This window comes from Caulobacter sp. AVps18, assembly GCF_058681425.1.
Genome location: NZ_CM178737.1, coordinates 267,198 through 289,046, shown reverse-complemented (window position 1 = coordinate 289,046; position 21,849 = coordinate 267,198). Strand labels below are relative to the sequence as shown.

Here is a 21,849-nt window from a genome sequence, read left to right as displayed (position 1 = left end):
GCGCCGGGCCGCTGTCTGGGCGTTTAAGGCCATGGGCGCTCAGTCCTCGATCTTGCCGCCGCCATCGGCCTTGCCGTGCGCCCAGTAGCCGGCGGCGCGCATCCATTTAAGCGGATGTCCGCGATCCTCGGCCATGTAGCGGCGCAGTTCGCGGGCCACGATGGCTTCGGCGGCGATCCAGACGAAGCCGTCGCCGGCCGGCGGGGTGAAGCCGTCCAGGGCGGCGCGAAGCTGAGCGGTGTCGTCGCCCGCGCCGTCGCGCACGATCCAGGTCTGGGTCAGGTCGGCGGGCGAACTGAAGCGCATGACTTCGTCCTGCGCCGCGACGATGGCGTAGGTGGCCACCGGCAAACCAGGCACCAGTTCCTCGACCCGGCGCGCCATGGCCGGCAGGGCCGTCTCGTCGCCGACCAGCAGCAGCCAGTCGAAATCGTCGGGCATGATGGTCGAGCTGCGCGGGCCGCCGATCTCCAGTGTGTCGCCCACCGCCGCTGACGCGGCCCACTGGGTGGCCGGACCTGCGTCATGCAGGGCAAACTCGAGGGTCAGCAGGCCCTTGGCGGCGTCGTAGGCGCGGGGCGTGAAGTCGCGCATCGCGGTTTCGCCGCCTTCGGTCTGGAAGAACAGCTTGACGTGATCATCGGCGCCGAGGCTGACGAAGTCGTGCAATTCCGGCGAAGACAACTGAATCCGCAGCAAGCGCGGGGTCAGGCGCTCCAGGGTCGTGACGGTCAAGGACCGCCTGCGCGTCTCATGACGGACGCGCTGGATCTGGTGAAGGGTCATGGTCGCGCCTCAGGCCTGTTCGATGGCGAGAGCGGCGGCGTCCATGGCCTGGGCGATGGCGGTCACCTGCTCAGGGGTCAGGGCGCCGGCCGACAGCTTTAGCCGCAGGGCGGTCTTCAGGTTTTCCCGGGCCCGCAGCAGTTGCGGCGAGAACGCCTGACTGCCGGCCGCCGAGCTTTCCATGCGGGCGAAGATCGCGGTCACGGCCGCAGCGTTGGCGGTCAGATAGTCCAGGCCTTCGGGCGTGGCGGCAAACAGCTTCTTGGCGCCCGAGCTCTCGGCCTGGGTGGCGTAGCCCAGCTCTTCCAGCAGGGTCAGGGTCGGATAGATGACGCCGGGCGAGGGGGCATAGGCGCCGCCGGCCGCCGTTTCGATGTCCTTGATCAGCTCATAGCCGTGGCTGGGCTTGTCGGCGATCAGCTTCAGAACCACCAGGCGAAGGTCGCCATGGTCGAAGAACCGGCCCATCCGTCCGCCGCGTCCGCCCGGGCCCCGGCCGTGATGGCCGCGCTCGCCCCGGTCGTCCTCTGAGCGATTGCGATGTCCGTCAAAGCCAAAGGGCTCACGGCTGTGAACGCCGCAGTCGCGGCCTCGGTGATGTTGTCTTCCGTACATGTTTTAGATCCTGTTTCGTTATATCGAAATGATAGATATATCGAAATCGTATCGAATCAAGAGGGCCCGGCGAAAATTCTGCAGCGGGTGCGGTTGGGGCGATGGGCGGGATGGGGGCGGCGGGGCGGCGATAGCCCCGGCCCCAGAGCGAGCTTCGCCCTCTGACGTTCCTGTCGTGCAGCCTGGTTGATGCCGGGGCGATGGCGCGAGCCCTGGACCCCGAAGACGGGTTGGAGACCGCCCGGCAGTTCAGCGGCGAGCCGGGGATCGGCAAGTCCCGGCTGGCGGAGGAGTTTCGCGACCACATCAAGGGCGAGCGCCACCTGTGGATTGCCTGCAGTGGCGCGCGGCTGTTTGCGGATACGACCTTCCACGCCGTGACCCAACTGCTGGACCAGGCCCTCGCGGGCTCGGGGCTGGAAACGCCCGCCCAGCGGTTCGAGCAGCTGGATCAGGCTCTTCCAGGACGGTGGTCGGCGAGCCGAGGGCTTGCGGTCTTGGCGGAAAGCCCTGTCCGTTCGGCTCTGGAACGGTTCAGGCTGCGTCGTGCAGGGCGTCCGATCCCGGGGAGTCTGGCCCTATGGCGCGGGCAATGGCGGTGATCAGGGCGGCAGGCTTGACCGGTTTCCCCAGGTGATCGTCGAAGCCCATTTCCAGGAACCGCTCGCGGTCGCCCGACAGGGCAGAAGCGGTCAGGGCGATGATGGGAATGGCCGGGTCGCCAGCGGCGCCCGAGCGGATCGCTTCCAGCGCGGTAATGCCGTCCATGACCGGCATGTTGATGTCCATCAGCACGCAGTCAAAGCCGCCATCCTGCATGGCGGCCAGTGCTGCCTTGCCGTTGTCGACCACGGTCAGGGACAGACCGGTTGCCTCCAGCATGGCCTGAACGACCAACTGGTTGATCGGATTGTCCTCAGCCATCAGTACGCGGATGGTTTCCATGCCGCCGTCCTGTGGCGCAGGTTCGGCCTGGGACTGTGCCTGGGGCAGGGTGGGCCTCGCCAACAGGCTGAAGATGAAACAGGCACCATGGTTGCTGGCCGCCAGGGTCAGGTCGCCGCCCATCTGGCGGGCCAGGGCCCTCGAGATGGTCAGGCCAAGGCCCGCCCCGCCATGCCGGCGCGAAACGGTGTCGTCGGCCTGGGTGAAGCTTTCGAACACCCGGTCGGCGGCGTCCTGGGGCACGCCGGGGCCAGTATCGGTGACGCTAAGGCAGATTTCACGACGGCCGTCGGTCCGCAGGGCCGAGGCGCTCAGGGAGAGCGTCACCCCGCCCTGGGTGGTGAATTTCAGCGCGTTGGATACCAGGTTGTTCAGCACCTGACGCACGCGCAGGGCGTCTCCCTCGATCCAGGCGGGCGTGCCTGGGGCGATCTCAAGGCTCAGGTTCAGGTTCTTGACCACGGCGACGTCGCGCCAGGCGTCGATCACCTCGTGCAGGGACTCGTGGAGATCGAAGGGTGCCGGGGTCAGCTCGACCTTGCCGGCCTCGATGCGAGACAGGTCCAGAACGTCATTGAGAAGCTGCATCAGGGTGTCGCCCGACTTGATCATCAGCCGCACCTGCTCGCGCTGGGCCTCGTCGAGATTGGAGCGCGACAGGGCATAGGCCATGCCCAGCAGGCCGTTCATCGGGGTGCGAAGCTCGTGGCTTGTCACAGCGATGAAGGTCGACTTGGCGCGGGCGGCTTCCAAGGCCCGCTCGCGCTCTTCGCGCAGGCCGCTGGTCAGTTGGTCCATGCGCCGTGCGGCCGCGCGGTTCAGGATCATGGCGTTGACGGTGGTCAGGACCAGGATCACCAGACCCAGGCGCGTGGTGTTGGGGCCGATACCAATCTCGTCATAGAAGAAGAACGGAAACACGATCAGGCTGGCCAGGGGCGCTGCGGCGTTGACCGCGACCAGGGTCCAGGGCTGATGCCTGAAGTTTTGCGTATAGACGATCTGGCCTGCCCAGATCGCAATGGCGGCCAGTTTCAGGTCGGCGGCGGTGTCCAGCCACAGCATCGCTGCCAGCCAGGCCCAGATGATGTTGATGGGCAGGGCGGCCAGGACAAAGGCCGCGCGGTGGCCGTGTGCGCCGGCGCGTTCGGATGAGAACTGGCGGGTCACGATTCTCGCCAGACCCTCTGCGGCCATCAGCGAGGCCAGCCAGGTCAGGGCCAGGGGCATGCCCAGGGCGCTGCCGATCACCAGAGCGACCAGCACCGCCGAGGCAATGCGCGAGGGCAGCAGGCGATGGGTGTCCATCGCTACTTCATCAAGCCGCGCGTCGGCCCAGGGAGATTTCAACCAGCTCAAGGCGATTTCCCGGCCAGACGGGAAGTCGTCTGACGGCTCAGCATAGCGTGAATCGGAAACAAACTGTCCAATGCCAGGCTGCGGCGGAACGGCACAGGCGCGAGTAGTGCCCGAAGACACAACCCCACGCTGGCGTTCCAGCGCGCGCCGGTTCGCCCCTTGCGCGCGCCGTGTTGCGCGCGAAGGCGCCGCCCGTTAGCCTCACCTTAACAAAGATAAGCCTTCGGGAGAGCCGGTTCGATGCAAGGTCTGATGCAGCACGGGGCGTTGACGGTCGACAAGATCCTCGACCACGCCGCCCAGTGGCATAGTAGCCGCGAAATCGTCAGCCGCTCGGTCGAGGGCCCGATCGTGCGAACCACCTATGGCGCCATCCACCGGCGGGCCAAGCAGGTGTCCAACGCCCTGTTGTCGCTGGGCGTCAAGCCGGGCGACCGCGTCGCGACCCTGGCCTGGAACACCGGTCGCCACATGGAGGCCTGGTACGGCGTCATGGGCATTGGCGCGGTCTGCCACACCCTGAACCCGCGTCTGTTTCCCGAGCAGATCGCCTGGATCGCCGACCATGCGGGCGACCGCGTGCTGTTCACCGACCTGACCTTTCTGCCCATCGTCGCGGCGATCCTGCCTCGCGTTTCCAGCATCGAGCACGTGGTCGTCTTCACCGACGGCGCGAACATGCCTGGCTTCGCTCCGGCCGGCGACGCTCCGCACTTCAAGGGCGTGCATTGCTACGAGACCCTGGTCGAGGCCCAGTCGAGCGACTGTGCCTGGGGCGGGTTCGACGAGGGCACGGCGGCCGGGCTTTGCTATACCTCGGGCACGACGGGCGACCCCAAGGGGGTGATGTATTCGCATCGCTCCAACGTGCTGCACACCCTGATCACCCTGCAGCCCGATGTGATGGGCATGTCGCAGCGCGACGTGATCCTGCCGGTGGTGCCGATGTTCCACGCCAACGCCTGGGGCATCGCCTTTTCGGCACCGGCCACCGGGGCCAAGATCGTCATGCCGGGCGCGAAGATGGACGGTGCCTCGATCTATGAACTGCTAGACAGCGAAGGCGTCACCTTCTCGGCCGCTGTGCCCACGGTCTGGCAGATGCTGTTGCAGCACCTGCGCGACAACGACCTGAAGCTGCCTGTGCTGCGCAAGGTGGTGATCGGCGGTGCCGCCTGTCCCGAACACATCATCCGCGCCTTCCAGGAAGACTATGACGTCGAGGTGGTCCACGCCTGGGGCATGACCGAGACCTCGCCAGTGGGCACGCTGTCGGTGATGACCGATGATCTGGCGAAGCTGCCCTATGATCAGCAGATGGCCTACCGCCTCAAGCAGGGCCGCCCCCCGTTGGGTGTGGAACTCAAGATCACCGACGACGCCGGCGCGCGCCTGCCTCACGACGGCAAGAGCTTTGGCAATCTGAAGGTCCGCGGCCCGACCATTGCCGGGGAGTACTTCCGGGGCGCGGGCGGCAAGATCCTGGATGACGAGGGCTTCTTCGACACCGGCGACGTGGCCACCATCGACGACCACGGCTTCATGCAGATCACCGATCGCGCCAAGGACGTGGTGAAGTCCGGCGGCGAGTGGATCAGCACGATCGAGATCGAGAATATTGCCGCCGGCCATCCCAAGGCCGCCCTGGCCGCCGTGATCGGCGTGCCGCATCCCAAGTGGGACGAGCGCCCGATCCTGCTGGTCAAGCTCAAGGACGGCGAGACGGCGACCAAGGAAGAGTTCCTCGACTTCCTGCAAGGCAAGATTGCCAAGTGGTGGATGCCTGACGACGTGGTCTTTGTGGACGACATCCCGCTGGGCGCGACCGGCAAGATCGACAAGAAGCTGATCCGGGCGCGGCTGAAGGACTATGTGCTGCCGACCGCAGTCGCCGTTACGACCGCCGCCGCAACCCTGGCGGCCGCCGATGGTTCGCAGGTCGTCCGCCTGTATGCGCCTGAACCAGAGCCGACGCCGGCAGATCTGCAGGACATCGATCTTGTGGAGACCTCTGCCTCGGGGGAGCCTGAGGCCGGGACGGTCGAAACGGCCACCGTCCCGGCCCTGGTTGTCGCCGAACCTGATCTGACCCTTGACGCTGACGTCGAACCTGCGCCGGTCGCTTTCGACCCGTCGGACGTCGTCGCGCCAGAACCTGTGTCGCCAGAACCTGCGCCGCCGGAGCCCATAGCGTCAGAGCCGGCTGTCGTGGAGCCGGTCGCGCCGCCGATTACTGTTGAGCCGACGGTGCCGGCAGACGCCGCCGATGATGCGCCCCTGCGCCTCCACACGCCGTCGGACTTCCCGCTGGGACCGCTGGCGGTGGCCGCCGACGCCGGGCCGTTGTCGCCGACGCCGGAGGCCGCGTTTCTGGCGGCTCCCGGACAGGCCCCGGCCCTGGACGATCTGCCGTTCGCCATGCCGGTGGTTCCGCGCAGGAGCGCCAAAGCCACGGCGGCTGCGCCGGGCTGGGCCACGGCCTATCTGGATTTCGCCCTGGTCCTGGCCCTGGCGCCCGCCGTTCTGCTGGCGGCCGGCGCGCTGGGGGTCAAGTTCGGCCTGATCCCTACGCCTCTCGGCTATGGCAGCATGACCCAGGACTGGGCGCCCAAGGCCGCCTTCCTTAGCGTGGCGAGCGGCGTACTGGGCCTGATCGTGGCGCTGATCGCCGGCTTCTCCAAGCTGTGGAAGCGCGCCCTGCTGGCCCTGGTGATCACGGTGGGTACGATCGCCGTGATGCTGGCGGCAAAGGCCGTGGGCGGCATGGCGCCGCCGATCCATGACGTGGCCACCGACTGGAAGACGCCGCTGGGCTTCTCCGACGCCGCCCTGGCGGCGCGCGGCGGCTCGGCCCAGGCGGTCGAGGATGATCCCAGCCTGCCTGTCGGTTCGGCGGCCTTCGCCGGCCGCCGGGTGGCCGACGTCAATGCCGAGACCTGCCCGGCTGCACGGCCCCTGATCCTGCAACGCTCGCCGGCCGACGCCTACGAGGCCGCCAAGGCCGCCGTACAGGCCAAGGGCCTGACCCTGACCACCGACGATCCGATGGACGGCCGCCTGGAGGCCACGGGCAAGAGCTTCTGGTATGGCCTGGTCGATGACCTGGTGGTGCGCGTCAGGCCCGACGCCGCCGGCGCGCGGGTCGACATGCGCTCCATTGGGCGTGATCCCGGGCCAGATCTGGGCCGCAACTGCGCCCGTATCCGGGGCCTGGCGACGGCGATGGGTCAGTAGGGCTCAGGCCAGCCGATAGTCAGCATCCAGGCCCGGCGCGCCGTCGCAGGTCACGCGGCCTTCGGCGACCAGATGCAGCATGTGGGCCAGAACCGACATGGCCGCCGCCGGGTGCAGGCGCGGATCGACGGTGGCGTAGAGGGCCGGGACCATCGCCTTGATCTGGCTATGGCCCAGGCTCAGGGCGTCGAGAATCTGCGCCTCGCGCGCCCGGCGGTGCGCCACATAGGCGTCGATGAAGGGCTCGACCTGCCGCACCGGCGCGCCATGGGTGGGCCACAGGGTGTCGAAGTTTCGCGCCTTCACCTTGGCCAGGCTGGCGAAATAGTCGCCCATGTCGCCGTCCGGCGGCGTGATGACCGTGGTTGACCAGCCCATGATGTGATCGCCGCAGAACAGGGCGTTCTCTTCTTTCAGCGCAAAGCACACATGGTTGGAGGTGTGGCCAGGCGTGGTCACCGCCTTCAGGGTCCAGCCCGGCCCCGAGATGACATCGCCGTCCGCCAGTTCGACGTCGGGACGGAAACGGCCGTCAGCGCCTTCCTCCAGCCCGGCATGCGCCTCGCCATGATCGGAGGGCGCGGCGCGGCCCAGAATGGTCGCGCCGGTGATGTCGGCCAGGGGGCGGGCCAGGGGTGAGTGGTCCAGGTGATGGTGGGTGACCAAGATATGGCTCACCGTCTCGCCCTCCAGCGCCGCCAGCAGGGCGTCGAGGTGCTCGGGGATCTCGGGGCCCGGATCGATCACCGCCACCGTCCCCCGACCGACGATGTAGACCCCCGTGCCCGTATAGGTGAAGGGCCCCGGGTTGCGGGCGATCACCCGGCGGATCAGGGGCGAGACTTGGTCGCAGCGGCCGTATTCGAACTCGATCTCACGAACGAAGGGGATCATCACGCTCTCCGGCGCCGGTCTTGCGGTTAAGCCTCCAGTAACCTTGTGGAGGACGGGCCATGGTGGCGGACGCGGCGATCTTTGTCTCAAAACGGCTTCAGCGCGCGGCCTTTGCCATTCTGTGTCTCATTATGGCGCAGTTCGTTCTCGCCAGTTGCGAAGCCGAGCCCTCGCCGATGGCCGCGCGTGTCAGCAGCTAGCTTGCCGACTTCCAGGTTCGCAACCGCTTGTGGCAGGTCCCGGCGATCTTCAACTCCAACCCATCAGGCCCCTTAGCGCGGAAGAATACCTGACAGGTCATAGCCCGCCGCCTCACCCTGGGCGACCAGGGTTTCGCGATCAGCCTTTCCCGAAAGCGCCTGGCCCAGCGACCAGGTCACGATAGACCGGGTGCCCGACCGGCAGAAGGCCAGCACCGGCCCCTTGGCGGCTTCGATCGCCGCGCGCATGGCCTCGACCTGATCGGGGCCCGGGCCGCCCCTCACCGGAATACTCACATAATCCAGGCCGGCCGCACGGGCGGCGGCTTCCATGACGACGCCCGAAGGCTGCCCCGGGTCCTCGCCGTCAGGGCGGTTGTTGATGACCAGCGCAAAGCCCTCGGCGGCGGCCACGGCCAGGTCCGCTTCGGTGATCTGCGGGCTCACGGACAGGGATTCGGTGACACGTCGAAATTGGCTCATCGGGCTGACTACCACTCTTCTCTGACCGCGACCGCGCGACCGGGGCGCATATCATCGGAGTTCATGCCTGTTGTGGCAACGGGCGCCTGTTGCGCGGCCATGCCTAACAAAACGGCATAGTCGAAATATAACGCCGCAAAAATCCGCGTTATTGGGTTGAAATTGACGGCAATAGCCATCTGGTTGGAAGGGTTGGCTGAAATGTCAAGTTTGTGCGGAGAGTTTTCGGTGCGGGGGAAAAGCTAGAGGGCTTGCCGTTCGTCGATTGTCGCTATCCTAAATCCCGCAAGGAAAACAGGCGGATAGATTGTGCCTGTGCTGGCGTGACCGCAACCAGTGGCAACCCTCTTCGCAGCTGCAGCGCAAAACGGCCTCCTATGTTGCGATTATGCGACAGGGGTGGGCGATGTGGGTTACCGGACTGTAATGCTAATTGACCCAAAACACGCGCGGCTCCTAACGTCGGCCTAACCGGGGAAATGTTTCCGGGACACCAGTGATCTCGCGATGCAGATGCGCGGAATTCCGCGCTGGTCGGACGAAAAGTTTCTTGAGGGGATCTGTCCGGCCACAACGCTGCCTCGCGTTAGAGGGGATAAGATGAATATGAATTCCACCAAGGGCAGCGTCCGCGCGCGCCTGCTGACGTCTACGCTGCTGGCGGGTCTTGCTTCCGTCGCAGCGCCTCTGGCGCTCACCGCCGTCGCCACGGCAATCCCGACCCTGGCCAGCGCCCAGGACTTGGTTCAGGGCGTGCTTAGCGGTTCGATCCAGGACCAGGCCGGTTCGCCGATCTCGGGTGCCGCTGTGACGGTGACGTCGCGTGGGCAAGGTTTCAGCCGCACCTACTCGACGGCGGCTGACGGCGCGTTCCGCGCTATCGCACTGCCGGCAGGTAGCTACGAGGTTCAGGTCACCGCTCCCGGATTCACCCCGCTGACCAGCCGCGCTCAAGTCGGCGTCGGCGGCACGACGTCCTATACGTTTACGCTGGCGTCGCTCGGTGGCGGTGCCAACGAGGTTGAAGCCATTATCGTGACGGGCGCTTCGCGCGCTGTTTCCGAGTTTGACTCGACCACGACTGGCTTGACCGTTGATGTTGAGCAGATCGCTGAACGCGCCCCGATCGCACGCTCGGCCGCCGCCGTCGCCCTGCTGGCGCCGGGCGTCACGCAGTCCGACTCCGCCTTCGGCAACATCCCGACCATCGGCGGTGCCTCGGCCGGCGAAAACACCTACTTCGTCAACGGTTTGAACATCACCAAATTCCGTGATTTCACCGGGTCGAGCACTGTCCCGTTCGAGTTCTACAAGACGCTTGAAGTCAAGACCGGCGGCTATTCGGCTGAGTTCGGTCGCGGCACCGGCGGCGTTCTGAACGCGGTCACCAAGTCCGGCGGCAACGAGTGGGAATTTGAGGTCTCGGCCTATGCCGAACTGAACGACCTGCGAGCCAAGTCGCCGAACACCTATCTGGCCCGCAACAACCTTGATGAGTCGAAGTCGACCGACGTGATCATCCAGGCCGGCGGTCCGGTGATCAAGGATCGCCTGTTTGTCTACGGCCTTTACAACTTCCGTGATCGCCAAAGCTACGATCTGGGCGCCAACTCCATTGGTGTCGATCAAAAGAATGACGATCCGTTCTGGGGCGGCAAGGTCGACTTCCTGATCACGGACAAGCAGCGCATCGACTTTACCTACTGGACCGACAAGATCACGACGGCGACCAACCAGACCACGATCTATTCGTCGGGTAAGGTCAATAACGACGGCGTCAGCCTGTTCGAGTCCGGTGGCGAAAACTACATCGCGCGTTACACGGGCGTCTGGACTGATTGGCTGACCACGTCGCTGTCTTACGGCGTCAATGAGTATGACGAGGTCGTTTCTTCGCCTTCGGACAGCAAGCCCTACATCACGACGATCGCGGGCTACGATGCTGACGGTGATGGTAAAGTCGAAGCTGGCGTCGGTGTCGCCTTCCCGTTGGGCGCGATCAACGCCCAGCCTTCGACAAACGCTGACCGTCGCGAAATCCTGCGCTTTGACGTTGACGTCTATGCGAGCTTCTTCGGCGATCACCACTTCCGTTTCGGTATCGACCAGGAAAAGCTGGAAGCCACCCAGACGCTCGACTACTCGGGCAAGGGCCTGAACTATTGCCGTCCCGGCGGCTTCCCGGGCGGTATTAACTGCACCAACGAGGTTACGGGCGGGCTCTGGTATCGCTATCAGACGCCATTCACGGCGGCCAACGCCCCTGCCGGGCGCACCGACCTGATCGGTAAGGCCCGTCGCGTTCGCGTTCGCGCTTATGACAACGACGGTGGCTGGTCTTCGACCCAAAACGCTTATTACATTCAAGACTCGTGGCAAGTCAGCGACAAGCTGACCCTCAACCTGGGTCTGCGCAATGAAGCGTTTGAAAACAAGAACATCGTCGATGTTGCATTCGTCGACCTGAAGAACCAGTGGGCCCCGCGCCTGGGCGCCACCTATGACGTCTTCGGTGATCAGACCACCAAGCTGTTCGGTTTCTTCGGCAAGTACTATCTGCCCGTCGCCGTGAACACCAACCAGCGCCTTGCGGGTAAGGAGTTCTTCATCTCCGACACGTGGAACCTGAACGTCACAGGCGGGCCCACCGATCTCAATCGCGATGGTATCAACGACACGACCTTCGAACCCATCCTGGGTTCGTTGGCCGCGCCCGGCACCAATGCCGACGGTACGGTGCGTCCGATCTCGACCCAGGTCGATAAGGACATCGATCCGATGTACGTCGATGAGTACGTCCTGGGTCTCGAGCGCAACTTCGGTTCCGGCTGGAGCGGCGCTGTCAAGCTCACCTATCGTGACCTCGGCAAGGCGATTGACGACGTGGCGATCGACAAGGCCGTGCTGGCCTACTGCGATGCTCAAGGCATTTCGGGCTGCAGCAGCGTCTGGACCGGCTTCCACCAGTATGTTCTCACGAACCCTGGCGAAGACATGACGATCACCCTTTCGGCGGCTGATCTGGCGGGAACTTCGCTGGGCGCCGGTGCGAAGGACCGCGTTGTGAAGCTGACGAAGGCGGACCTGAACTATCCCGCCCCCAAGCGCGAATACATCGCGCTGGAAGTCAGCCTGGAGCGGGCGTTTGACGGCAAGTGGGGCGCTCGCGCGTCTTACGTGGCGTCGGAATCCAAGGGCAACTACGAAGGCGCGCTGAAGTCTGACAATGGCCAGACCGACCCGGGCCTGAGCCAGGACTTCGACCAGCCCGGCCTCGTCGACTATGCCTATGGTCAACTGCCGAACCATCGTGGCCACTCGTTCAAGGCCTATGGCACCTATGTGCCGGTCGAGAACCTGCTGATCGGTGCCAATATGATCGTTCAGTCGCCCCGTAAGTTTGGCTGTATCGGTTACCACCCGACCGACGATTTTGCGGCGCTCTACGGCGCAGCATCGTGGTTCTGCAACGGCAAGCCGACGGCTCGCGGTTCGCAGTTTGAGTCTGATTGGTTGACGAACTTCGACCTGACCGTCGCCTATACGCTGCCTGACGCCTGGCTGAACGGCCTTGGCAAGTCGCTGACGGTGCGCGCCGATGTGTTCAACGTCTTCAACTCCAAGTCGGCGCAGGACTTTAACGAGTTCGGCGAACTGACGGCTGTCGGCGATCTTGACCCCAACTATGGCAAGGTCTCGCGTTATCAGACGCCGCGCTATGTCCGTATCGGGATGTCCTACAAGTTCTAGGGCATAGCCAAGCACCACCCTCGCTGTGAACAGCAGCGAGGGTGATCGGGCAGAAAAATAGGGCGGCTCCTCGTGGGGCCGCCCTATTTATTTTTTGTGATACGCCTCAAACATGGGCTGAAGCTCGGCTTCATAGCGTCGCCATCCATTGATCGATGTCCGGTAGAGGGGCCGCCGAACCTGTGCGACGCTGGCCGTCTGGACGGGGCGGCGCGTCTCATGGAATGACATCACGCCCGGCTCGAAGGGCAGGTTCACGTGAGCGAGAATGCGGGGAATCCAGGCCTCCGGATCCTCGATAAGCGACTCATAGGGAACTTCGAGAATTCGGTCTGGCAGCAGGGTGCTCCAGTGGTTCCGCAGCCGATCCTCCTGCCTCAGATAGCCGCCGATCGACTCGAGTGACCAACTCCAGTCGATATTGCTCGCAAATCGGGTCCGGAAACATGACCACGCGACATCGCCGATGTTGCGCGTCATCCAGATAAAGCGAGATTCCGGCAAGACATGTTGGATGATCCCCAGGATGCGGCCCTGATTGAGTGTCTTGTCGACGATCCGGCCTTCCTTGCCAAATCTCTGATTGAGAAGATGAAGGTAAGAGCGACCAATCTTGCCCCACGGATCGCTATTCGCGTGCTCACCGTTAAAGCGGGTCACGCTATCTGGTGTGAAGGCCTTGAGTGACATGGCGGCGACTGTGAAGAGGTTTACTTCCGCGCCACTCGATACTTCGCTATGGCTCACAAGGATCTGCTCAACGAGCGTGGTTCCGGAGCGCGGTGGCCCCAGCACGAATATTGGCCGGCGAGAGTCGACGAGACTCGGCGTCAGACGGCCAAGGAGACCGGCGTCGAAGTCCCGGAGACAGAGATCTACAAAGGCTGTTTCTGCCCTGATATCGAAAGGGGCCTTGCTGGCCATGGCGGCAGCGCCGCTGGAATAGGCGGCGAAGGCGGACTTGGCGTCTCCGATGTCATTGAAAGCCTTACCCAAGGCATAGTCGACCGCACTGCGGGCCTCGATGGACATGGCTCGTTTGCTCAGGTCGATCAGGGTGGTGAGGTCGTTGTCGTCCTGAGTAAACGACTTCAGGTCTGCGATGGCTAGCCAGGTCCAGGCGGCTGCGTCAGCCGAACCATGCAGCATAAGGGCCTTTCTCAGGTCCTGCAGCGCCGCTTCACCCTGTCCCAACTGGGCCTGCAGCGTCCCCTTCAGATGCATGACCCGCGCATCGAGCGGATAGTCCGCCGCTATCTCCAGAGCGTGGTCCAGAGCCTCTTCTACACGCCCCAGCTTCGCCAGTGTGGCGCTGTAGTTCATTCGCCGGATGGGATCTTCCGGCTGGAGGGCGACATAGGCTCTCAACGCTTCCAGGGAATAGTCCACCTCGCCAAGGGTGGACGCGAGGCGGGATATCGCGCCCCAGGTTTCACCGAGTGCTGGGCGGACCCTGACCAAGTCGCCGAGGAGACGGGCGGCCAGATCGCGGTCCCGCGACTGAAAGGCGCTCATCAGATTTGAAAGGCTGGCTTGGCTATCCACGACGCCAAAGGTTCCTGTGTAAAAAGTCGCCGGGACAGGCCAAAGCGCTCACCCCGTAGCGGGACGCTGCGGGGTGAGCTGTTGTGGTGGCAAAAGCCGCCCTACCGCACCGGCATATCGGCCAGCACGCTGGCGCCGCCGGGGGCGGCGCGCAGGCGGGCGGTGGCCATCTCGTCCATGATCGCCTGGGAGCGCGGGTCGCCCAGCAGCCAGGCCGAGGCGGCCAGGGTGCGCATCGAGGAGGAGCTGACGCCAAGGGCGCGTTCCAGGGCCTCGAAGGGGGAGGGCGAGCCGTTCATGGTCTTCAGCTTCACATCGCCCTTGATGTTGGCCAGGGCCTTGGCCTTGTCGACCGCGTGATAGAAGCCGCCCAGTTCGTCGACCAGGCCCAGCTTGAGGGCCTGTTCGCCGGTCCAGACGCGGCCCTTGGCGATCTCGCGCACCCGTTCGGGCGGCAGCTTGCGGCCCTCGGCGACGCGGGTGATGAAGCCCGCATAGATGCGGTCCATCCAGCCGGCGAACTTGGCGCGCTGGTCGGGGGTGAAGCCCTCGCCCGAGCCGAAGGCCCCGGCATAGTCGCCGCCCACATGCACCTGGCGCGTGTCGACGCCGAAGCGCGAGAGGGCGTCGCCGATGGCGAACTTGCCGCCATAGACGCCGATCGAGCCGGTCAGGGTGGTGGGCTCGGCAATGATCGAGGAGGCGGCGCTGCTGATCCAGTAGCCGCCCGAGGCGGCATAGGTGCCCATGCTGACCACCACCGGCTTGCCGGCGGCCTTGACGGCCTTGACGCCGGCCAAGATCTGCTCGGAGGCGGTGTCGGAGCCGCCGGGCGAGGACACACGGAACACCACGGCCTTGACGTCCTTGTCGGCGGCGGCGTCGTACAGGGCCTTGGCCACGTCGTCCGAATAGACGGTGGAGTCGCCAGAGAACGGCGAGGCGTTGCCGCCCGTGCCGGTCATGATCGGGCCTTCGGCACCGATCACGGCGATGGTCTCACCTGTCTTGGCGGCCGCCGCGATCTTCGAGCGCGAGGCGTAGTCACTGAAGTCGAGCAGCTTGGCGTCCTTGCCGGCTCGCGACAGGGCGATGGTCTGCACGTCATGCACCTGGCCTACCCGGTCGATCAGGCCCTTGGCCTGGGCTTCCTGGGCGCTGTAGGGGCCCGCTTCCAGGGCCTTGACCAGGGCGGCGGGGTCTTTCATCCGGTCGGCGGCGGCATGGTTGAGGGCGGTGCGATAGACCGACCCCATCCACGACAGCGAGGATTCGCGGTGGGCGGGCGTATAGTCGCTATAGAGGTAGGGATTGACCGCGTTCTTGTACTCGTAGCGCTGCTCATAGTCGGCCTTGACGCCGTACTTGTCGAAGAAGCGCTTGAAGAACATCGACTCGCTCGCCACGCCGACGGCCTGGAAGCTGCTGTCGGGCTGCATCCAGAACTCGCTGGAGGCCGCGCCCAGCATGTAGGTCGAGGTGACCATGCCTGAGGGATAGAGGCCCTGGCTGTGGGTGTAGATCGGCTTCTTGCCGACCGCGCGGAAGTGTTTGAAAGCCAGGCGCAGCTCGTCGGCGGCGGCAGGTGCCATGCCGCCTTCGGGCAGGCGAACCAGCAGGGCCTTGACCTTGTCGTCGCTCTCGGCGCGTCGCAGGGTCTCGATCACCGACATGACCGACCCGGCCCCGCCGCCGCCGCCGCCGAGTGCGGCGAAGGGGTTGCGCGGCTCCTGGTCGGTCAGTCCGCCGCGCAGGTCGAGCGCCAGTACGGAATGGGCCGGAACGGGCGCGGGGCGCGCGGCTCCGGCAGCGATGACGATCAGCAGGAACGGAATGCCGACCACGAACAGGAGCAGGCCGACAAAGACGCCGGCTACGGTCAGGAAAAACTGCTTCATCGGAGATCCCGTCAGGAGTTGGCCCCACGCTAACGGGTGTGGCCGCGCCGCACAAATGAACAGCGCGCAACCCTTGGCGAAAGGCGTCGATGGACAGCCCTGCACACGCGATGCGCCGCAGACGCCAGCACACAGAACAGCGACGTCTGTGACGGGAAGAGATTGAATTTTGAGGCGGGATAAATGGTCGGAGTGGCAGGATTTGAACCTGCGACCCCTGCGTCCCGAACGCAGTGCTCTACCAGACTGAGCCACACTCCGACTTGGAGGGCGGCTTATAGAGGCGCGGTTACAGGCTCGCAAGTGTCATTTGGGCATGGGCAAAAAGAAGTTGAAAGCGCCGTTGCATCCGTCCGACTCCTGCGCTATCTCCACCGCCTCGCCGGGCCCCACGGGGTTTTGCCGTTCCTGCTGGGGAATGGTGTAATGGTAACACAGCGGTTTTTGGTACCGTCGTTCTAGGTTCGAGTCCTAGTTCCCCAGCCACTTCTTTTCCCGATATTGATATACGCCCTCGGGGCGCGCCCTGCGGCGCGTCGGGTTTTGCGCGTTGGACTGTCGCAGGCCTTGGCGCGCTGTGGCCAGTCGCCGACGAGCGTTCTGATTGTTCGAAATCCCAAAGTTGAGCTGGGGCGATTCGCCGCAGGGTCTTGTGCTGGGCGCGCTCGGCTTGGAAATCAGGGGCTCAGCACCGTGAATTCAACCGCGAGCGTTTATCGTAACGCTGCCCACGACAGAAAAGGCCCTGCGAAATCACAAGCAGTCCCTGAAAATACGGTTGTGACTACTTGTGTTTCGGCGTGGGGGGTGTATTCCCAAATGAAATTCATTGGAGTGACAATCGTGGAAGACAGGGCGTCCCTCATCGAGCTGACGGCTGAAATCGTGGCCAACTACGTCGCGAATAACAGCACGCCGGTATCCGATCTTCCTGCGCTGATTCGCGCCACGCACGACGCGCTGGCAGGTATTGGTTCCCCGGAAGCCCCCGTCGTCGAGACGGTTACGAAGGCTACTCCGGCCCAGATTCGCAAGAGCATCACGCCTGACGCCCTGATCAGCTTCGAGGACGGCAAGCCGTACAAGACGCTGAAGCGTCACCTGACCACGCACGGCATGACCGTGGCCGAATACAAGGCCAAGTGGGGTTTGCCCAACGACTATCCCACCACCGCGCCGGCCTATAGCGAAGCGCGCTCAGCAATGGCCAAGGCCCTGGGCCTGGGACAGGGCGGCCGCAAGGCCAAGAGCCCGGCCAAGGCACCGCGCGCCCGCAAGGCCTGAGCCAGGTAGTAGCTTGCAAGGCCTGAGCCTTGCAGACTGCAAGTTATGAAGAGGGGCTGATCGCAGGATCAGCCCCTTTTTGATTCCGGGCCTCGTCAAAGGCGGCCCGCGACCGTGGATGGAGCGATGCTGTCAGGCCGAAAGCCGGTCTGTCTCCGGAGTCGGCGGCGCGAAGATCTGCGTGACGGTCTCGACCAGCTTGACGACCTCGATTGGTTTGGGGATCAGTCCGTCCATGCCAGCCTCTGAATAGAGTGTCCGCTCATGGGTCAGAACGCTGGCTGTGACGGCGACGATCGGGGTGCGGGGGCGACCGGTGTGGCGTTCGCGCTCGCGGATTGACCGGCTCGCTTCAATGCCGTCCATGCCCGGCATGTGGATGTCCATCAGTATGGCGTCCCAACGCTCAAGCTCCCACATCGCCACGGCCTCGTGACCATCGACAGCGAAGTAGCCTTCAAGGCCCAGGTGAGCCAGCAGGGTGAGCAGAACAGTGCGGTTGGTCGCGTTGTCATCCACGACGAGGATCCGGGGCTGGACCTCGTTGACGGGGGCAGCGGCAGGAAGGGTCGACGGGGCGTTGGTCACGGCCTCGACCTGCGGCATGGCGGTGGAGAACCGGAAGCGCGTACCGCCGCCTGGAAGAGCGGCAAAGTCAATCTGACCGCCCATCAGCTCGACCAACTCCTTGCAGATGGCCAGGCCCAGGCCTGCGCCGCCGGCGCGTCGGGTGCTGGAGCTGTCCAGTTGGGCGAACTTGCCGAAGACCAGATCGCGTTGGCTTTCGGCAATTCCGACACCGCTGTCTTCGATGCAGAAGATCACACTGTCGGGGTCGGCCTCGACCGTTATCCGCACCTCGCCGCTGTCGGTGAACTTGATGGCGTTGGAGGTCAGGTTGCTCAGCACCTGGCGCAGACGGTCCGCATCGCCCAGTCGCCAGCCCGCTGCCGTCGGTGCGACCTCCAGCGAAAAGGCCAACCCCTTTTCCCGCGCCAGGCCACCATAGAGCTGGCCAAAGGTTTCCAGCATGCTGTCGAGAGTGAACGGGGCGAGATTGATCTCCATTCGTCCGGCTTCGATCTGCGAGATGTCGAGAATGGCGTTTATCACCGCCAGGAGCGATTGACCCGAGTTGGTGATGGTGTCGAGACGCCGCCTCTGTTCCGGGTCCAGCGGGCCGGCGTCCATGATCTGGGCCATGCCCAGAACGCCGTTGAGGGGGGTGCGGATCTCATGGCTCATGGTGGCCAGAAAATCGGTCTTGGCGCGGCTGGCCGATTGGGCAGCGATCGCCAGCGCTTCTGCCTTGGCCTGTAGCCGCCGGTTTTCATTCAGCTCCCGCTGGAGATTGGCGTTCAGGGCGTCGCTGGCGATCCGGGCGCGAACCTCGCGACTGACTGCGCCGCGCATCAGGCTCGACATGCCGATCGCGGCGAAGGTGCCGGCAAGCCCGACGAACACATATTGATTGATCAGGTCGCCAGGGGCGTGGCGCGCCATGGCGACCAACCCGATAACGGACAGGCTGACGGTGACCCACGCGACGCGGCGGGTGGGTGACGCTGTGCCGAACACCAGGGCCATCAGCACGAAATAGACGAGCTTTTGCGGCTCGAAATGAATGTTCAGATAGGTCGTGACATTGGCCAGGAAGATCAGGTTCATGCCCAGCACCAGCGCTTCCAGGCGTCGGGCGCTGACATTGGGCCTGGCCAGGATCCGCCAGGCGCAGGGGCCATAGACCGCACCGCTGACAGACAGCCCGCCGATGATGATCAGATTGACACCCGTCTCGAAAAACGGGTGCGAAAGGCTGATGACGCAATAGTAGATACCTGCGGCAATAAGGTAGCCGCGCGCGATCGGCACGTAGGCCTGTATCAGAGCGGTATCGTCAGATTTCGAATTGCGCTGAATCGGCAACGCCAAGCCCTGTCCCGACCAAGTGAGTTCCTGTCGGGGCAGAATCTAGCGGTGCAATGGTTAAGTGCTTTTTCCGGCCTGGTCGCGAGGGGGCCGGAATGAGGGTCTAGACGCCGCTCAAGGACAGTCCCGGGGCGTCGGGCTGGCGTTGTCCGCCGCCGTTCAGCGGGCGCTGCATCCACACCAGATCGACCCAGCGACCGAATTTGTAGCCCATTGCGGGGAAAATCCCCTGCTTTTCGAAGCCCAGGGCCGTATGCAGGCCAATAGAGGCGGCGTTGCCGCTGTCGCCGATCACCGCGACCATCTGCCGCAGACCAAGGGCCTCGCAGGCCGCGATCAGGCCGCTCAGCAGGGCTCGACCCACGCCCTTACCGACCGCATCCGGCGAGACATAGACGCTGTCCTCGACCGCATAGCGATAGGCGGCCCGCAGGCGAAACGGGCCGGCATAGGCATAGCCCAGCACGACGCCGTCTTGCTCAGCGACCAGATAGGGCAGGCCGCGCTCCAGGAACGTCGCGCGACGGCGGGTCATCTCGTCCTGGCCCGGCGGGTCTTCCTCGAAGGTGCCCAGCCCGTTGAGGACGTTCCAGGCATAGATCGCGGTAATGGCCGGCAGGTCGGCGTCGGTCGAGGGGCGGACAGTGATCACGAGATCCTCCTCCCCTTGGGGGGGAGGATCTTGACGCTCAACCCCATCACGCCTTGGTCCAGCCCTTGTCCACCGCCCAGACCGCGAAGGCGTAGTCGAGCGCGATCTCTTTGAGGAAATCAAACCGCCCCGAGGCCCCGCCGTGGCCGGCGTCCATATTGATCTTCAGCAGCACGGGATTGCCGCTGGTGGTGGCGGGACGCAGCCTGGCGACCCACTTTTCCGGTTCCCAATAGGTGACACGCGGGTCGGAAAGGCCGCCGGTAGCCAGGATCGCCGGATAGGGCTTGGGGCCCACATTGTCGTAGGGCGAATAGCTGGCGATGTAGTCGTAGGCCTCCGCATCCTCCAGCGGATTGCCCCATTCGGGCCATTCCGGAGGGGTCAGGGGCAGGGTGGTGTCGCTCATGGTGTTGACCACGTCGACGAACGGCACCGCGGCGATGATCCCGGCGAACAGGTCGGGCCGCATGTTGGTGATGGCTCCCATCAGCAGGCCGCCGGCCGAGCCGCCATAGGCGACGGTGTTGGCCGGCTTGCCATAGCCAGCCCCATGCAGATGCTCGGCGCAGGCGATGAAGTCGGTGAAGGTGTTCTTCTTCTTGAACTTCTTGCCATCCAGGAACCAGCTCCAGCCCTTTTCCGAGCCGCCGCGCGGGCAGGCCGTGGCCCAGATCCAGCCGCGATCCACCAGGGAGAAGTTGCGGATCGAGAAGCTGGCCTCCATCGAGATGCCATAGCTGCCATAGCCGTACAGCAGCAGCGGAGCCGAGCCGTCCAGCTTGGTGCCCTTCTTCATCAGGACGAAGATCGGCACTTCGGTGCCGTCGCTGGCCTTGGCGTTCAGACGGCGGGTCTCATACTTCGACGGATCGTGGCCCGAGGGGATTTCCTGGGTCTTGCGCAGGGTCCGCTGGCGGGTGGTCATGTCGTAGTCGAACCACTGCCGGGGCGTGGTCATCGAGTTGTAGACGAAGCGGACGGTGGGGGTGTCGTACTCGTAGCCGCCTTCCAGGCTGAGCGCATAGGCCGCCTCGTCGAAGCCGACGACGTGCTCTTCGCCCTTCAGGGCTGTGACTACGATGCGGTTGACCGCGTCCACCTTCTCCAGCCGTGCGAAGTGGTTCTTGAAGGCGATCATGCCGACGATCAGGGTGCCCGGCTTGTGGGCCACCCAGTCTTTCCAGTGCGCCTTGCCGGGCGTGGCCTCGGGGGCGGTGACCAGCTTCCAGTCGACGGCGCCGTCGGCATTGGTGCGGATCACGAAGTGGTCGTTCCAGTGGTCGATCTCGTAGCGCAGGCCCACCTGGCGCGGTTCGATAACCACCGGCTTGGCGGTGGGGTCGCCGGCCGGGATCAGCAGGTTCTCGCTGGTTTCCTGGTTGCCGCAGCTGATGACGATGAATTTTTCAGACGACAGCACGCCGACGCCGATGAAGAAGCCCTCGTCGGGCTCGTCATAGATCAGCACGTCGTCCTTGGCCGTCCCACGCGCCGGACGGCGATAGATCTTGGCCGGGCGACCATTGTCGTCGCGGAAGGTCCAGAACAGCCACTGGCTGTCGGGCGAGAAACAGAAGTCGCCGGTGCTGCTCTCTACCGGGCTTTCCAGAACCTTGCCGCTGGCCAGGTCCTTGACGTGGATGCGGTAGACTTCCGATCCCTGCTCGTCGACGGCGAAGGCGTAGAGCGCGTGGTCCGGCGAATGGCTGGCCCCGCCGACCTGATAGAAAGCCTTGCCCTTGCTCTCGGTCTCTTCGTTCAGCAGAACGACTTCTGCGCCGCCGCTACGGGGCTTGCGCGCATGGATCGGGTGCTGCGCGCCGGTCTCGTAGCGGGTGTAGTATTCCCAAGCGCCGTCAGGGGCAGGCACAGAGGCGTCGTCCTGCTTGATGCGCCCCTTCATCTCCTCGAACATCGCTGTCTGCAGCGCCTGGGTCGGGGCCAGCATGGCCTTGGTATAGGCGTTCTCGGCGGTCAGGTGTTCCTTGACGTCGGCCTTGATCAGCGACGGATCGCGCAGGACCTTCTGCCAGTTGTCATCCTTCATCCAGGCATAGTCGTCCACCCGCACGCGGCCCAGCTGCTCGATGCGCTTGGGCACCTTCTTGGCGACGGGCGGGACAGGGCGGGCGCTGGCGGGAGCTGACATGGACGTTCCGGGTAAGAAGACAGGCGTGGACGTAAGCACTGCAGCGGCGCTCGTCATCATCTGGCGGCGGTTCATGGTGGTTTTTCCCCGATACGGTCGATGATCGCCGATGCGTCACAACGC

15 protein-coding genes and 2 tRNA genes are annotated in these 21,849 nt (G+C 64.6%); 6 read left to right on the top strand and 11 right to left on the bottom strand.

Translation table 11 applies throughout. The annotated features are described in order from the left end of the window. Positions 1-39 precede the first annotated feature (39 nt). A complete protein-coding gene (locus ACW179_RS01290) occupies positions 40-735 on the bottom strand; it encodes a siderophore-interacting protein (RefSeq protein ID WP_492062172.1) in 696 nt (231 codons plus the stop codon). 60 nt (positions 736-795) lie between these two features. Then, positions 796-1,401: a PadR family transcriptional regulator gene (locus ACW179_RS01285; protein ID WP_492062170.1), complete on the bottom strand. Its 606-nt coding sequence runs from the start codon at positions 1,399-1,401 to the stop codon at positions 796-798. Between the two features lie 200 nt (positions 1,402-1,601). Here ACW179_RS01285 and ACW179_RS01280 point away from each other — a divergent pair, with 200 nt between their 5' ends. After that, positions 1,602-2,003 carry an AAA family ATPase gene (locus ACW179_RS01280; protein ID WP_492062168.1) on the top strand — a complete coding sequence of 134 codons (402 nt, stop codon included), beginning with the start codon at positions 1,602-1,604 and terminating at the stop codon, positions 2,001-2,003. Here the strand turns inward: ACW179_RS01280 and ACW179_RS01275 are convergent. Continuing rightward, a complete protein-coding gene (locus ACW179_RS01275; RefSeq protein ID WP_492062166.1) occupies positions 1,936-3,654 on the bottom strand; it encodes an ATP-binding protein in 1,719 nt (572 codons plus the stop codon). The genes ACW179_RS01280 and ACW179_RS01275 overlap by 68 nt on opposite strands. Positions 3,655-3,945: 291 nt before the next feature. Between ACW179_RS01275 and ACW179_RS01270 the strand changes: the two genes are divergently transcribed. Next, positions 3,946-6,939 carry a long-chain-fatty-acid--CoA ligase gene (locus ACW179_RS01270; RefSeq protein WP_492062165.1) on the top strand — a complete coding sequence of 998 codons (2,994 nt, stop codon included), beginning with the start codon at positions 3,946-3,948 and terminating at the stop codon, positions 6,937-6,939. A 3-nt stretch (positions 6,940-6,942) separates the two neighbouring features. On the opposite strand, the gene ACW179_RS01265 is transcribed toward ACW179_RS01270, so the two are convergent. Further along, positions 6,943-7,833 (bottom strand): MBL fold metallo-hydrolase, encoded by an 891-nt coding sequence (locus tag ACW179_RS01265; RefSeq protein ID WP_492062163.1) that lies wholly within the window; start codon positions 7,831-7,833, stop codon positions 6,943-6,945. Between the two features lie 59 nt (positions 7,834-7,892). Between ACW179_RS01265 and ACW179_RS01260 the strand changes: the two genes are divergently transcribed. After that, positions 7,893-8,033, top strand: a complete 141-nt coding sequence (locus tag ACW179_RS01260) for a hypothetical protein (RefSeq protein WP_492062161.1) — start codon at positions 7,893-7,895, stop codon at positions 8,031-8,033. Between the two features lie 72 nt (positions 8,034-8,105). Here the strand turns inward: ACW179_RS01260 and ACW179_RS01255 are convergent, their stop codons facing one another. Beyond that, on the bottom strand, positions 8,106-8,516 hold the full coding sequence (locus ACW179_RS01255; RefSeq protein ID WP_492062158.1) for a TIGR01244 family sulfur transferase: 411 nt from the start codon (positions 8,514-8,516) through the stop codon (positions 8,106-8,108). 600 nt (positions 8,517-9,116) lie between these two features. Here ACW179_RS01255 and ACW179_RS01250 point away from each other — a divergent pair. Then, positions 9,117-12,266: a TonB-dependent receptor gene (locus ACW179_RS01250; RefSeq protein WP_492062156.1), complete on the top strand. Its 3,150-nt coding sequence runs from the start codon at positions 9,117-9,119 to the stop codon at positions 12,264-12,266. 87 nt (positions 12,267-12,353) lie between these two features. Here ACW179_RS01250 and ACW179_RS01245 read toward each other — a convergent pair whose 3' ends face one another. From ACW179_RS01245 to ACW179_RS01235, 3 genes are all read right to left on the bottom strand, one after another. Continuing rightward, positions 12,354-13,811: a tetratricopeptide repeat-containing sulfotransferase family protein gene (locus tag ACW179_RS01245; protein ID WP_492062154.1), complete on the bottom strand. Its 1,458-nt coding sequence runs from the start codon at positions 13,809-13,811 to the stop codon at positions 12,354-12,356. A 101-nt stretch (positions 13,812-13,912) separates the two neighbouring features. After that, a complete protein-coding gene (gene sppA / locus ACW179_RS01240; protein WP_492062153.1) occupies positions 13,913-15,709 on the bottom strand; it encodes a signal peptide peptidase SppA in 1,797 nt (598 codons plus the stop codon). Between the two features lie 184 nt (positions 15,710-15,893). After that, positions 15,894-15,970, bottom strand: a tRNA-Pro gene (locus tag ACW179_RS01235). A gap of 151 nt (positions 15,971-16,121) precedes the next feature. Here ACW179_RS01235 and ACW179_RS01230 point away from each other — a divergent pair. Together ACW179_RS01230 and ACW179_RS01225 are read left to right on the top strand one after the other, a co-directional pair. After that, positions 16,122-16,195: transfer RNA gene (locus ACW179_RS01230), tRNA-Gln, on the top strand. Between the two features lie 357 nt (positions 16,196-16,552). Further along, positions 16,553-16,993, top strand: coding sequence for a Ros/MucR family transcriptional regulator (locus ACW179_RS01225; RefSeq protein ID WP_492064236.1), 441 nt, complete (start codon positions 16,553-16,555; stop codon positions 16,991-16,993). A 132-nt stretch (positions 16,994-17,125) separates the two neighbouring features. Here the strand turns inward: ACW179_RS01225 and ACW179_RS01220 are convergent, their stop codons facing one another. The 3 genes from ACW179_RS01220 to ACW179_RS01210 form a co-directional block, all read right to left on the bottom strand. After that, positions 17,126-18,925, bottom strand: coding sequence for an ATP-binding protein (locus tag ACW179_RS01220; protein WP_492062150.1), 1,800 nt, complete (start codon positions 18,923-18,925; stop codon positions 17,126-17,128). A 100-nt stretch (positions 18,926-19,025) separates the two neighbouring features. Continuing rightward, on the bottom strand, positions 19,026-19,574 hold the full coding sequence (locus ACW179_RS01215) for a GNAT family N-acetyltransferase (protein ID WP_492062148.1): 549 nt from the start codon (positions 19,572-19,574) through the stop codon (positions 19,026-19,028). Positions 19,575-19,620: 46 nt separating this feature from the next. Then, positions 19,621-21,801 (bottom strand): S9 family peptidase, encoded by a 2,181-nt coding sequence (locus ACW179_RS01210; protein ID WP_492062144.1) that lies wholly within the window; start codon positions 21,799-21,801, stop codon positions 19,621-19,623. Positions 21,802-21,849: the final 48 nt, after the last annotated feature.

Excerpts from the sequence above, each read along its gene's own strand:
- ACW179_RS01280 (WP_492062168.1), top strand. The coding sequence starts at position 1,602 with ATGGCGCGAGCCCTGGACCCCGAAGACGGGTTGGAGACCGCCCGGCAG.
- ACW179_RS01255 (WP_492062158.1), bottom strand. The coding sequence starts at position 8,516 with ATGAGCCAATTTCGACGTGTCACCGAATCCCTGTCCGTGAGCCCGCAG.
- ACW179_RS01250 (WP_492062156.1), top strand. The coding sequence starts at position 9,117 with ATGAATATGAATTCCACCAAGGGCAGCGTCCGCGCGCGCCTGCTGACG.
- ACW179_RS01265 (WP_492062163.1), bottom strand. The coding sequence starts at position 7,833 with ATGATCCCCTTCGTTCGTGAGATCGAGTTCGAATACGGCCGCTGCGAC.
- ACW179_RS01275 (WP_492062166.1), bottom strand. The coding sequence starts at position 3,654 with ATGGACACCCATCGCCTGCTGCCCTCGCGCATTGCCTCGGCGGTGCTG.
- ACW179_RS01210 (WP_492062144.1), bottom strand. The coding sequence starts at position 21,801 with ATGAACCGCCGCCAGATGATGACGAGCGCCGCTGCAGTGCTTACGTCC.
- sppA (WP_492062153.1), bottom strand. The coding sequence starts at position 15,709 with ATGAAGCAGTTTTTCCTGACCGTAGCCGGCGTCTTTGTCGGCCTGCTC.
- ACW179_RS01270 (WP_492062165.1), top strand. The coding sequence starts at position 3,946 with ATGCAAGGTCTGATGCAGCACGGGGCGTTGACGGTCGACAAGATCCTC.
- ACW179_RS01260 (WP_492062161.1), top strand. The coding sequence starts at position 7,893 with ATGGTGGCGGACGCGGCGATCTTTGTCTCAAAACGGCTTCAGCGCGCG.
- ACW179_RS01285 (WP_492062170.1), bottom strand. The coding sequence starts at position 1,401 with ATGTACGGAAGACAACATCACCGAGGCCGCGACTGCGGCGTTCACAGC.